At 32.9% G+C, this 13,162-nt stretch carries 10 protein-coding genes and 1 riboswitch; of the genes, 1 reads left to right on the forward strand and 9 read right to left on the reverse strand.

Translation table 11 applies throughout. The features are described from left to right. Positions 1-826: 826 nt before the first annotated feature. The 5 genes from leuS to QZ286_RS00725 all read right to left on the reverse strand — a co-directional run bounded on the left by leuS (position 827) and on the right by QZ286_RS00725 (position 6,712). Positions 827-3,436 carry a leucine--tRNA ligase gene (leuS, locus tag QZ286_RS00705; protein ID WP_291255058.1) on the reverse strand — a complete coding sequence of 870 codons (2,610 nt, stop codon included), beginning with the start codon at positions 3,434-3,436 and terminating at the stop codon, positions 827-829. 77 nt (positions 3,437-3,513) lie between these two features. Next, entirely contained in the window at positions 3,514-4,110 is a 597-nt protein-coding gene (locus tag QZ286_RS00710) for a sigma-70 family RNA polymerase sigma factor (RefSeq protein ID WP_291255093.1), read from the reverse strand. Between the two features lie 43 nt (positions 4,111-4,153). Then, positions 4,154-4,861, reverse strand: coding sequence for a 23S rRNA (guanosine(2251)-2'-O)-methyltransferase RlmB (gene rlmB / locus QZ286_RS00715; RefSeq protein ID WP_291255059.1), 708 nt, complete (start codon positions 4,859-4,861; stop codon positions 4,154-4,156). A gap of 16 nt (positions 4,862-4,877) precedes the next feature. Beyond that, positions 4,878-6,146 (reverse strand): UDP-N-acetylglucosamine 1-carboxyvinyltransferase, encoded by a 1,269-nt coding sequence (murA, locus tag QZ286_RS00720; RefSeq protein ID WP_291255060.1) that lies wholly within the window; start codon positions 6,144-6,146, stop codon positions 4,878-4,880. Further along, positions 6,140-6,712, reverse strand: coding sequence for a DUF1694 domain-containing protein (locus QZ286_RS00725; protein ID WP_291255061.1), 573 nt, complete (start codon positions 6,710-6,712; stop codon positions 6,140-6,142). The genes murA and QZ286_RS00725 overlap by 7 nt, the downstream gene beginning before the upstream one ends. A 141-nt stretch (positions 6,713-6,853) precedes the next feature. Here QZ286_RS00725 and QZ286_RS00730 point away from each other — a divergent pair, with 141 nt between their 5' ends. Then, complete coding sequence (locus QZ286_RS00730) at positions 6,854-7,909, forward strand: hypothetical protein (protein ID WP_291255062.1); 1,056 nt, start codon at positions 6,854-6,856, stop codon at positions 7,907-7,909. A 45-nt stretch (positions 7,910-7,954) separates the two neighbouring features. Here QZ286_RS00730 and tsaD read toward each other — a convergent pair whose 3' ends face one another. The 4 genes from tsaD to QZ286_RS00750 all read right to left on the reverse strand — a co-directional run bounded on the left by tsaD (position 7,955) and on the right by QZ286_RS00750 (position 13,151). After that, the gene (gene tsaD, locus QZ286_RS00735; RefSeq protein WP_291255063.1) at positions 7,955-8,971 is read right to left on the reverse strand and encodes a tRNA (adenosine(37)-N6)-threonylcarbamoyltransferase complex transferase subunit TsaD; all 1,017 of its coding nucleotides are present in this window, start codon (positions 8,969-8,971) and stop codon (positions 7,955-7,957) included. A 69-nt stretch (positions 8,972-9,040) separates the two neighbouring features. After that, positions 9,041-9,769 (reverse strand): pyruvate formate-lyase-activating protein, encoded by a 729-nt coding sequence (gene pflA / locus QZ286_RS00740; RefSeq protein WP_291255064.1) that lies wholly within the window; start codon positions 9,767-9,769, stop codon positions 9,041-9,043. Between the two features lie 122 nt (positions 9,770-9,891). Then, complete coding sequence (pflB, locus tag QZ286_RS00745; protein ID WP_291255065.1) at positions 9,892-12,120, reverse strand: formate C-acetyltransferase; 2,229 nt, start codon at positions 12,118-12,120, stop codon at positions 9,892-9,894. A gap of 179 nt (positions 12,121-12,299) precedes the next feature. Then, positions 12,300-12,381: riboswitch (ZMP/ZTP riboswitch) on the reverse strand. A gap of 35 nt (positions 12,382-12,416) precedes the next feature. After that, positions 12,417-13,151: a 1-acyl-sn-glycerol-3-phosphate acyltransferase gene (locus QZ286_RS00750; RefSeq protein WP_291255066.1), complete on the reverse strand. Its 735-nt coding sequence runs from the start codon at positions 13,149-13,151 to the stop codon at positions 12,417-12,419. Positions 13,152-13,162 lie beyond the last annotated feature (11 nt).

The raw sequence follows: 13,162 nt of genomic DNA on the forward strand, positions 1-13,162 counted from the left end.
TCAGCGTTCATCCTGAGCCAGGATCAAACTCTTCGTTCAATCTATTTAACTCAGTAAAATTTACTGATAATTTACACCAATTTATTGTTGTGTTTGCATTTATTGTCTTTCTCTATTCTGTTGCTAATGTCCTTAACATTATCTTGTCTCGCTTTCTCGCGGACAAGATATATAGTACCACATATACAAAGTTTCGTCAACACTTTTTTTAAAAAAATTTTAAAAAAATGGGCTATCCGATCTCTTTTCTAAGATAATCAGATAGCCCTATGTAGTTCCTTCCATATTATTTATCGGCAATCACCCCTTGTAAATACTGTAATTATCTATATATCAATCATCTTTTCTTCAATATATAACCTGAATCTCAATGTCCATATTATTTTTTTAAAACAATACTCTTATCATTTTCAAAATAGCTATGGCACATTTATTCTTGTATATATAGAATATCTCTTCCCTATCATCAGTAATTGATCATATTATAATATTCCTCTGAAAATAAGATATTGTTCTCTAAAATAAAGAATAAAACCAAAATAGAATGAATATCTGAATATATCTCTTACCTATATAGTTTTATAAAGCTTTATTTTCAACTCTTCTTTTAAAAACTTTTTCCACATAAATATCTTCTTAAAGAATTTATTCCATGGGACTCGCCTCCTAAAGAGATTCTTTTCGTCTAGACTCTTACTATCTCCTTGTAATACTTATATACCCCATAAAATTCATTGTGTCAATAGCTATTTCCAAAAAAATTTAAATTTTATATATAAAAAGTTGGAGTGAATTTAAGATTCACTCCAACTACTCTATTGTATCATTATTTAACTACTATATTTACTATTTTATCAGGTACAACTATCAACTTAGCTAAAGTTTTTCCCTCTAAATGTTTTTTAACATTATCTAACTCTAAAGCCATCTTCTCTATTATCTCTTTAGAAGTTCCTCTCTCTACCTCTAGAGTTCCTCTTACCTTTCCATTTACTTGAATAGCCATAGTTACTTCTGATGAAACTGTTAATTTCTCATCATATTCAGGCCATTTTTCATTGAATAGGTATCCTGTATTTCCCATCTCTTCCCATAACTCATCACAGAAGTGTGGAGTAAATGGTGATAGCATCACTAGGATATTTTTTATAACCTCTGCAAATATCTTTTTAGATTCACTTGTTGACTTACCAACCTCTAATATGTTTGTTTTATAGTCTTGAGTCTCATTGATAAGCTCCATAGTAGCAGCTATTGAAGTATTGAAGTGGTAATCATCCTCTATTGACTCTGTTACCTTTTTAATTGTTTGATTTAATTTTATTAGTAATGCCTTATCCTCTTTGCTTACTTTTGTTAAATCAATATCTCCAAACTCTAGGTTCTCTTTGTGTTCCATTACAAGTCTCCAGATTTTACTTAAGAATCTGTAAGCTCCTGCCAATCCATTTTCATTCCACTCTAACTCTTTTTCAGGTGGAGCAGCAAACATAATAAATAATCTTGTAGTATCAGCTCCATACTTATTTATCATCTCTTCTGGATCTACACCATTATTTTTAGATTTTGACATCTTTTCAACTTTTATAGCCAACTCTTCACCAGTAGCTTTAGAAAAAGCCTTCTCTCCCTTTATATCCACTTCACTTGGGAAAAGGAATTTATTTTCATTATTTGAATAGTATGAAGGTCCTAAAACCATTCCCTGTGTTAACAATCTTTTGAACGGCTCATTTGCTGTAACCAATCCCATATCTCTCAACATTTTTTGGAAGAATCTTGCATATAATAGGTGCATAACTGCGTGTTCTATTCCACCTATATATTGATCTACTCCCATCCAAGAGTCCACTACTTCCTTATCAAATGGAAGTTTATCATTTTTAGGATCACAATATCTTAGGAAATACCAAGATGAATCTACAAACGTATCCATTGTATCTGTATCTCTTCTTGCAGGTCCACCACATATTGGACAAGTTGCGTGTTTAAAGCTTTCTGAAGTCTCAAGTGGATTTCCTATACCATTGAACGATACATCTTCTGGTAATCTCACTGGTAGATTCTCATCTTTTTCCATAACTGTTCCACACTTCTCACAGTATAATGCTGGAATCGGTGTTCCCCAATATCTCTGTCTAGATACTCCCCAATCTTTCAATCTATATTTTACAGTTCTTTTTCCGTAGTTATTTGCTTCTACAAACTCTGCTATCTTAGTTAAAGCTTCCTTAGAAGAGATTCCATTAAACTCACCAGAGTTAGTCATTACACCAACTTCAGTGAAAGCAGCTGTCATCTCATCTGCTTTTAATTCTACAACCTCTTTAGTCTCCTTATCAACAGGATTTATAACTACATTAAATGGTAGGTTATATTTTTTAGCAAATGCAAAGTCTCTATCATCATGACAAGGAACTGCCATTACTGCCCCTGTTCCATAGTTCATTAGTACATAGTCAGCTACCCATAATTGAACTTTCTCTTTTGTTACAGGGTTTATTACGTGCCAACCTGTAAATACTCCATTTTTCTCTCTTCCTTCAGCTGATCTCTCTATTAAATCAGTATTTTTCATAGCTTCTATTTGAGATTTGATCTCTGGATTTACCTTTAGAATCTCATCAACTATTGGATGCTCTGGAGCAACTACACAGTAAGAAACTCCGTAGATTGTATCTATTCTTGTTGTGAACATAGGTAGATCCTCTCCTGTTTCAGCAACTTTGAATACTATCTCTGTTCCATAAGATTTTCCTATCCAGTTTTTTTGCATTGTTAAAACTTTCTCTGGCCAACCCTCTTTTAACTCCTTATGCCCAGTTAATAACTCATCTGCATAGTCTGTTATTTTGAAGAACCATTGCTCTAACTCTTTTTGAATTACAGAAGTTTTACTATGTCTCCAGCATTTTCCATCTTCAACTTGCTCATTAGCAAGAACTGTATTACAATCTGGACACCAGTTTACTAGAGATTTTTTCTTGTATATTAGCCCTTTTTCATAAAGTCTCTTAAACATCCATTGATTCCATCTATAATATTCTGGAGTATATGAAGCTATCTCTCTATCCCAATCATATGAGAATCCCAATAATTTTAGCTGTCTCTTCATATTTTCTATGTTAGATTTTGTCCAAACAGCAGGATGTGCTCCATTTTGAATAGCTGCGTTCTCTGCAGGTAGTCCAAAAGAGTCCCACCCCATAGGATTTAATACGTTATATCCCTTCATTCTTTTGTATCTAGCTATAACATCACCTATTGTATAGTTTCTAGCATGACCTACGTGTAATTTTCCAGAAGGATATGGCAACATTACCAATACATAGTAGTTATCCTTCTCTTCCACTTTATTATCAGTTTTGAAAATGTGCCCACTTTCCCATTTATTCTGCCATTTTCCCTCTACTTCTTTAAAATTATACTCTCTCAAGCATATCACCTCATAAATAATTCTTTTTCATATTCAATATATCACAATTTTTACTTATTTAACAATAGTTTTTATTTTCAATAAGTTTTTAACCACAATTCACTTTTTCTCTTTATCCTCTGAAAACTATTATCTATAACTTTTGGTGTTTTGGATAGCTCAGTTGCAATCTCCTTATAAGAAAAACCCTTTACCATATAATTAAATACCTCTTTTTCAAAAGGACTAAAATTATTTTCAACAAAATCTTGAAATTCCATTATCTTCTCTTTGGATAAAAAGAGTGTCTCAGGATTATATTTTAGATCTGAATACAGTTCTTGAGAGTAATCCTCATGTCCATCTTCAGTTTCAAGATTATTTCCACTAGCCTCATTCAACAGAATATTTTTTTGAGCTGTAGAACTTCTCACAGCGGTCAATATCTGTCTTCTTATGCATAAAGTAGCAAAAGTTTTAAAGGAAGCCCTATCTTTATCATAGCTTTTTATAGCTTTTAACAATCCAATAGTTCCCTCTTGCAACAGGTCATCTTGATCTGCACCAACCATAAAATAGTTTTTCACATTTAAAAATATCAACTTTTTATACTCAGTCAGTATCAAGTCCAGAGCTTCCTCATCTCCACCTTGAGCACGTATTATTAATTCATCAGTTACTAACTCTCCATTCATCATATAGTTTTCCTTCCTAATGGTATAGTCTACATCTTCAAACTTACATTGATTTTACTATCTCAGAAAGAATTATTCCTCCAGCTACTGACACATTTAAAGAGTTTATCTTACCATACATAGGTATCTTTATAAGTACATCGCAACTTTCTTTTACTTTCTTTCTAATTCCATTTCCTTCACTTCCTAGTACTAGAGCAGTTCTACTTGGATATTTCTCTTGTGAATAATCCTTGCTTCCCTCTCCCTCTGCTCCATATACCCAGTAATCCAATTTTTTCAACTTACTGATAGCATCAGAGATATTTGTTACCTTAACTATATCCACATACTCAATAGCACCTGTTGATGTTTTTACAACTGTCTCATTTATTCTAACAGCATTTCTCTCTGGAATAATTATACCTTTTACCCCAAATACCTCAGCACTTCTTATCAATGCACCAAAGTTTCTTGGATCTTGTATCTCATCTAAGATAAGCACTAGAGCTTTCTCCATTGGAGCTATCTTCTCTAAAAAAGCTCCAAAATCCACATAATAATCATAATCACTTACATATACTACTACACCTTGTGAGTTATCTCTTTTCTTATCTGTATAAAAAATCTTTATATTTCTTTCAGAAGCCAATCTTTTTATCTTATTTATCTTATCATCTTTAGCTCCCTTAAAAATTTCTAACTTTTCTATCGTTTTCTCTTTATTTTGTAATACTTCTATTACAGGATTTACTCCGATTATCTTCTCCATACTTCCTCCGTTACAACTATATTTCAGCTTTTATTCTCTCAATATTTGCTCCAATATTTTTTAATCTCAATTCCAAATTCTCATATCCTCTATCCACATGGTAGATTCTATTAACAACACTCTCTCCCTCAGCTTTTAAAGCAGCTAGAATCAATGATGCTCCAGCTCTCAAATCACTTGCCATTACCTCAGCTGATGAAAAATTATCTATACCTTTTATTGTAGCTATGTTTCCGTTGATATCTATCTTTGCTCCCATTCTATTCAATTCAGGTACATGCATAAATCTATTTTCAAATATAGTCTCTTTCAACTCACTGCTACCCTTAGCAAGACACATAAGTGTCATTATTGGTGATTGTAAGTCTGTTGGGAATCCAGGATATGGCATAGTAGTTACCTTAGCACCCTGTAGATCTTCCAATTTAGATAGAACTCTCAATCTCTCTCCCTCTATCTCATACTTCACTCCCATCTCTTCAAGCTTCATTAAAAATGCTTCAAGATGCTCTCTTCTAACTCCCTCTACCTCTATTTTTCCATCAAAAATTATAGAAGCTATTACAAAAGTTCCAGCCACAATTCTATCTGGTATTATTGTATATTCACAAGGATTTAATTTTTCAACTCCCTCAATTACTAGAGTTCCTGTTCCTATCCCTGTTATTTTTGCTCCCATCTCATTAAAGAAGTTGCATAGATCCTCAATCTCTGGCTCTCTAGCTGCATTTTCTAACACAGTTGTTCCACTGGCTTTTACTGCTGCCATAATTATATTTTCAGTAGCTCCAACACTAGGAAAATCTAAAACGATTTTAGCTCCCTTTAACTCCTCAGTTTCAGCCTCAACATAACCGTGATCTATTGTTATCTTTGTTCCTAAAGCTTCAAATCCTTTTAGATGTAAATCCACTGGTCTAGCACCAATAGCACACCCACCTGGAAGAGAAACTTTTGCTTTTTTACTGTGAGCTAACATTGGTCCCATAACTAAAAAAGAAGCTCTCATCTTCTTTACAAGTTCATATCCAGCCACCAAATTAGTCAATCCATTATTCTCTATCTTATATGTATTTTCATCCAATCTCTCTATCTGTAAACCTAAACTTTCCAATAGCTTTACCAATGTTCTTATATCCATTAGATTAGGAACATTCTTTAGTACATATGTACCTTTCTCCACCAAAGTAGCTATCATTATTGGAAGTGCGGCATTTTTTGATCCCTCTACCTTTAATACTCCACCTATATTTTTTCCACCGATTACTTTAAAAGCTTCTACCATTTTTTATTTTTCTCCTTTTCTGCCCTGCATATAGGACAACTTTCTCCAAACAAATGATTAAATATTGTCAGTTTTTTAAACTTCTTCTCATAGCCAGGTAATCTATCTTCTACTAGAGAGTAGTGCTTTTCACAGATTTTTTTCCCAAAATTTTTTACATAGTCTGGACCCAATCCAGCTTCCTCAAATCTCTCCTCTATACTCTTTACTACTATCTCTCTCTCATTGTCATCAAAAGCTTCTTTCGTAACAACTACCAACCCTATATTACCCAATAAATTTAAGCTATCTACTAAGGTATATCGTAAATCTATTTTTTCAGCTTCTAAAATATATGGTTTAAGAAATTTTAAAGCTATCTCTCTTTTCATCTTTATATAGGCTACATCACTATTTTTCATTCTCTCCAATATTTCAGGATATACAACTCCAGAGTTCAACTGATCTTCAGTTAATGCTAAAGCTATATTCTCCTTAAATTCATCTAAATAAAAAGCTCTTTCACCTTGAGTTTGTAAAAATTTCATACTAACCTTATTTTTTTCATCTATTAAGCTCTCATCCATTTTCCTCACCCTTAATATATAACATTGTAATAGATTATATCATACTATTGTATCATTTTATAGTTATATTTAAAAGGTTTTTATTTTTATTCAATTTAAAAAATGGTATAATAAAAATAGTTCATTTGTTAGGAGGTCGCTATGAGAAAATTTTATTTTCTTTTTATTTTTATAAGTTGTTTTTATTCTGCTTTAGCCAAAGAGATAACTTTTAACTTCAATGTTCCTGTTGGAAAGATAGAGTATTTTAAGAGTGAGGACACTAACACCCAAGCTCAGGAGTTTTTTAACGGCTCAACTACTCTGGATCTAGAGGAGAAAGAATACTATTTTCTTTTCAGTGCTGAAGGATATCCCAGCATACAAAAAAATCTAGATATAAAAAATTCTCCTGCTGTTGACAATATAATTTTCAATCAAGAAGATTCAGTTACAGTAAAAGGTAATATAAAAAATAGAGATGCTAAGCTTGGAGGAGTGAAAATCTCTTTCACTGATGTGAATAACCACAGTTACAATTTTATCTCTGATCTCTATGGTAATTATACAGCTTACCTTCCACCTGGAAATTATAAGGTCTCTGCTGAAAGATCTGGATATACTCAAAACAGTGGTTTGGGAATAATATATGAGTTCACCAAAAGGACTACACCCTACTCTTTGAACTTTGAACTTACTGAACTTCCAAGTTATGTACAGGGGCATGTAGTAGACAGCGAAGGTTTACCTATTCCATTTCCTACTATCTCTATCAAAAATGGAAGTAAAATTATAAAACTTACTGGAGATAAATTAGGATTCTTTAAACTTCCTGTAGACAGTGGCATCGTAACTATACTTTGTCAAAAAAAGGGATATATACAGAATGGAACTGTTAGAAAGATTGAAAAAAATTCCTTTACAAGTAATATTGAGATAGCTCTAAAACGTAGTGCCTATTCTATAACTGGAGTTGTAACAGATAGTACAAAGGCTTTAAGGGGGATAAAACTTCAACTTTTAGGACAGGACTATAAAAAAATCGCCACTACTACAACTTCTGAGAATGGATTTTTTGAGTTTTATAAGATTCCTGGAGATCGTAAGGTTTTCATTGTGATTACAGTTAATAATAAAATAATTAAAAAAACTGATCTCATAGATTTAGATAAGGATATTAAAAATTTCAATATCCTGCTAGATTTTGAGGAGCTATAATAAAAAAGTGTACTCTCTTTCTAAAAGAAAAGTACACTTTTTTTATTAATCATCTATTACATTTAATGATGCTATTCCATTTAAATTTATATCTGCAAAACAACTCTTTCCATCTTTACAATTTATCAACTTATAATAAGCAGCCTCAGCTATCATTGCTGCATTATCTGTACAAAGCTTCATAGAGGGATAAAATACCTGTATCCCCAGTTTTTTAGCCTCTTCAGTAAGCTGACTTCTAAGCAGAGAGTTAGCTGCAACTCCTCCAGCTATGATGATTGTCTTAGCTTTCTTATCCACAGCAGCCTTCAGAGTCTTTTTACATAGAATATCCACTACTTTTCCTAAAAAAGAAGCAGCTAAATCCTCATTTGAAAACTCCTCTCCCTTCATTCTCATCTTGTTAACAAAGTTTATCACTGCTGTTTTTATTCCAGAAAAACTGAAGTCATACTCTCCTACTCTAGGTTCTGGTATCTCTAAGAAATCTCTATTCCCCTCATAGTACATTCTATCTATAACAGGTCCACCTGGATATCCTATCCCCAAAACTCTAGCCACTTTATCACAACTCTCACCAACTGCATCATCCAAAGTTCCACCAAGGTTTGTGAATCTATGTTCCTCATCCATATATAGGATATTAGTGTGTCCTCCAGATACAACTAGTGATATACATGGTAATTTTATATCGTGCTCTAAGAAATTAGCATACATATGACCCTTTATATGGTGAACTGGAATAATTGGAATATTGTAATTATAAGCTAATCCTTTAGCAAATGAAACTCCTACAAGTAGAGCTCCTATAAGACCTGGAGCATAAGTTACTGCTATATAGTCCACATCTTTCATAGTGATTTTTGCCTCTTCTAATGCTTCGTCCAAAATAGTTGCAATATTTTTTATATGCTGTCTTGAAGCTATCTCTGGAACAACTCCCCCATACTCTTTATGTATCTCTATCTGTGAAGAGATCTTATTGGATAAAATCTCCTTTCCATCTTTTAATACAGCTATGGAAGTTTCATCACACGAACTTTCAATTCCTAAAATTATCATAAAAAACCTCCTTTTCTACACTCAATGACATATCTTCTATTATATCATTTTTTTGTAAAAAAATCATTTTTAATGTACAGGAAGCTCATATTTTTTAAATAGTTCCATTATCTCTTGCTTTCTCTCGTAGGATAGATCCTCCACTCCGTCCAACGGATATTTCAATCCTAACTCTTTGTATTTGAATGTTCCCAATGTATGGTATGGTAGTATCTCCACCATCTCTACATTGTCTAAAGTAGCTATATATTGAGCTGTCCTTTCCAACATCTGTTCATCATCTGTTATCCCAGGAACAACAACGTGTCTAATCCAAGTAGGTTTTTTAATCTCCTTTAGATATTCAGCAAATTTTATTGTATTTTCTAGCTCAACTTTTGTAAGCTCTTTATATACCTCTTTATCAATAGCTTTTATATCTAGAAGTACCAAATCTGTATATTCAAGTACCTCTTTTACCTTGTCAGTAAAAATATATCCAGATGTATCTAACGCTGTATGTATCCCAGCTTTTTTACACAGCTTAAATAGTTCCAACACAAACTCACTTTGGATCAAAGGTTCTCCTCCAGTTATAGTTACACCACCTTTTTTTCCAAAATAGTTTCTATACCTCTCTATTCTCTTCAACACATCTTGGGCTTTCTCTTCAATTTTTTTCTCTTTCACATTCCAAGTATCTGGGTTATGACAAAATTTACATCTCAATGGGCAACCCTGTAAAAAGATAACGAACCTAATTCCAGGACCATCTACAGTTCCCATACTCTCATAAGAGTGAATATTTCCTAAAACCATCTTATCTCCTTCTTTTAAATTATTAGATACAAATAGATCTATAAGAATAAAGAGAGCAAGTTAGCATAAGCTATACTTGCTCTTTACTCTTTAAATAAAAATTGTTCTCAAACTTCTACAGCTTACATTTTTCCGCTTATAGTTCTTGATAATACATCTAATTGTTGCTCTCTAGTTAATCTTACAAAGTTAACTGCATATCCAGAAACTCTGATTGTTAACTGAGGATATTTATCAGGATTTGCCATAGCATCTTCTAATAACTCTCTATCAAATACGTTTACGTTTAAGTGCTGTCCACCTTGTGGAGTAAAATATCCATCCATTAATGTTACTAAGTTCTCCACTCTATCCTCTTTTGCTTTTCCTAAAGCTGCTGGTGATATTGCAAATGTATAAGATATTCCATCTTCAGAGTGGTGGAATGGTAACTTAGCTACAGAAGCAAGTGAAGCTATAGCTCCTCTAGTATCTCTTCCATTCATTGGGTTTGCTCCTGGAGCAAAAGGAGTTCCTCCTCTTCTTCCATCAGGAGTATTTCCTGTTTTCTTACCATAAACTACGTTTGAAGTTATTGTTAAGATTGATTGTGTAGCTTTTGAATTTCTATATGTTCCGTGAGTTCTTAAGTAGTTCATAAATTTCTCCACTATTTGAACTGCTAAATCATCTGTTGAATCCTCATCATTTCCAAATGGTACATAGTCTCCCTCTCTCTCAAAGTCAACTACTATTCCCTCTTCATTTCTTATAACTTTTACTTTAGCATCTCTTATTGCCACTAATGAGTCTACAACTATTGAAAGTCCTGCTATTCCACTCGCTTGTGTTCTTTCTATATTTAAGTCGTGTAATCCCATAGCAAAAGCTTCATAAGAGTATTTGTCATGCATATAGTGTATGATTTTTAATGCATTTACATAAGCTCCTGCTAACCATTTCATCATTTGATCAAACTTATCCATTACATCATTAAAATCTAGATAATCTCCCTCAACTGGTGCAAATTTAGGTGCTACTTGAGCTCCACTCTTCTCATCTCTTCCACCGTTGATAGCATATAGTAAAGCTTTTGCTAAGTTAGCTCTAGCTCCAAAGAATTCCATTCCTTTTCCTATCTTCATTGGAGATACACAACAAGCTATTCCATAGTCGTCTCCTAATTCAGGTCTCATTAGATCGTCATTTTCATATTGGATTGATGATGTATCTATTGAAACTTTTGAACAGAATTTTTTCCAGTTTTCTGGAGAGTTTACTGACCATAATACTGTTAGGTTTGGCTCTGGTGCTGGTCCTAAGTTGTATAATGTATGTAGGTATCTGAAAGATGTTCTTGTTACTAATGTTCTTCCATCTACTCCTTGTCCTCCAATTGACTCTGTTACCCAAGTTGGATCTCCAGAGAATAGATCATTATATTCAGGTGTTCTTAAGAATCTTATTATTCTTAATTTAATTATGAACTGATCGATTAACTCTTGTGCTTCCTCTTCAGTTATCACTCCAGCTGCTAAGTCTCTCTCAATATATATATCTAAGAAAGTTGAAGTTCTTCCTAAAGACATTGCTGCTCCATCTTGGTCTTTAGTTGCTGCTAAGTAAGCAAAATATAGGAACTGAACTGCTTCTTTTGCATTTTCAGCTGGTCTTGTTACATCAAAACCATATGATGCACACATCTTTACAAACTCTTTTAATGCATTGATTTGCTCAGAGATCTCCTCTCTTCTTCTGATTATATCTTCATTAAAGTCAGCTGCTTCTAACTGTTTTAATTGATCTTTCTTATCCTCGATTAATCTATTTACTCCATAAAGAGCTACTCTTCTATAATCTCCTATTATTCTTCCTCTTCCATAAGCATCAGGAAGTCCAGTGATGATTCCGCTCTTTCTAGCTGCTCTTATCTCATCAGTATAAGCAGAGAATACTCCTTCATTGTGAGTTTTTCTATACTTAGTAAAAATCTCTTCAGTCATAGGATCTATCTCATATCCATAAGACTCTAAAGAGTTTTTAACCATTCTTAATCCACCTTTTGGATATATTCCTCTTTTTAAAGGTGCATCAGTTTGTAGTCCAACTATAACCTCTGAATCTTTCTCTATATACCCAGGTCCATAAGTAGTTATTGATTGTGGCATCTTTGTCTCGGCGTCATAGATTCCCTTCTCTCTCTCTACCTTGAACATCTCTGTTAATTTGTTCCATACTTTTTTAGTCTTTTCAGTTGAATCAACTAAGAATGACTCATCTCCATGATATGGAGTATAGTTTTCCTGAATAAAATCTCTGACATTGATTTCTCTCTTCCATAATTGCCCTTTAAAACCGTTATAAAATCCCATATTTCCTCCTTAAAATAATAAATCTATAAAAAAAACTTTCTGTTCAATATAAATAAACAAATTTTAATTGTACTTTATAGTATCATTCTTTATTCAAAAAGTCAATAATAAATTTTGTAATTTCTACATTTTATATCTCATAAATTTTGTAATTCAAAATAAAAAAAACCGCCACCTGAGCAAAATGCCCAGACGGTCGGCTAATCATTACAGTTATACTTCATGTGGTTATTTCCACTTCCGTCAGTTATATAACAATTTAATTGTATCATTTTTTTCAAGTTTTATCAACTTTTTTATTTTATATGAGAGTAATTATTTTTGATAATATCACTAACTCTACCACTTAATCCTTTAATTTCCTCTTTTGTTAGAGTATCCATGTGTATAGGCTCGTCCACTACCAAGGTTACACTCTTACCTCTTGACATTCTCCACTGTCCACGTTTTTGAATGTCAAACGTCCCTTTCAAAGTCAAAGGTACAATTATCCCATCTGTCTCTGTTGCCAACTTGAAGCTCCCCTTTTTAAAATTGAGAATATCTCCAGTAAGTGTTCTCTCTCCTTCAGGAAATATAACTATTGGATAACCTTTTTTTATTAGCTTTACAGCCTCTTTTATATCCTTTATTCCCTCTCTTGGATTCTCTCTATTCAAAAATACACATCTACTCTTTTTCATCCAAATACTGAAAAATGGCCAAGTTCTCATCTCTTTCTTAGCTACAAATCCCACATCCATATTCAGAGCAGATACAATAACAGGAATATCTAGATTACTCTGATGATTACATACATAGATTATCCCCTTCTTTTTATCCAAAGAGTCCACACTCTCTCTATTTTTATAAATAACTTTTAACCTTACATCTAAACTTTTTAAAACAAAATTAGATATTAATTTCAGTTTTTCTCTAGCTAACTCTACACCAGCTCTCTCTTTTTTCAAAGCTATCACAGGAAGATATATTATGCTTATGTATATGAACATTAATAATCCAGTACCTGTTGCTAATATCAATCCCAACATGTTCTATCCTC

This window comes from Fusobacterium sp., from assembly GCF_019012925.1.
Lineage (GTDB): Bacteria > Fusobacteriota > Fusobacteriia > Fusobacteriales > Fusobacteriaceae > Fusobacterium_A.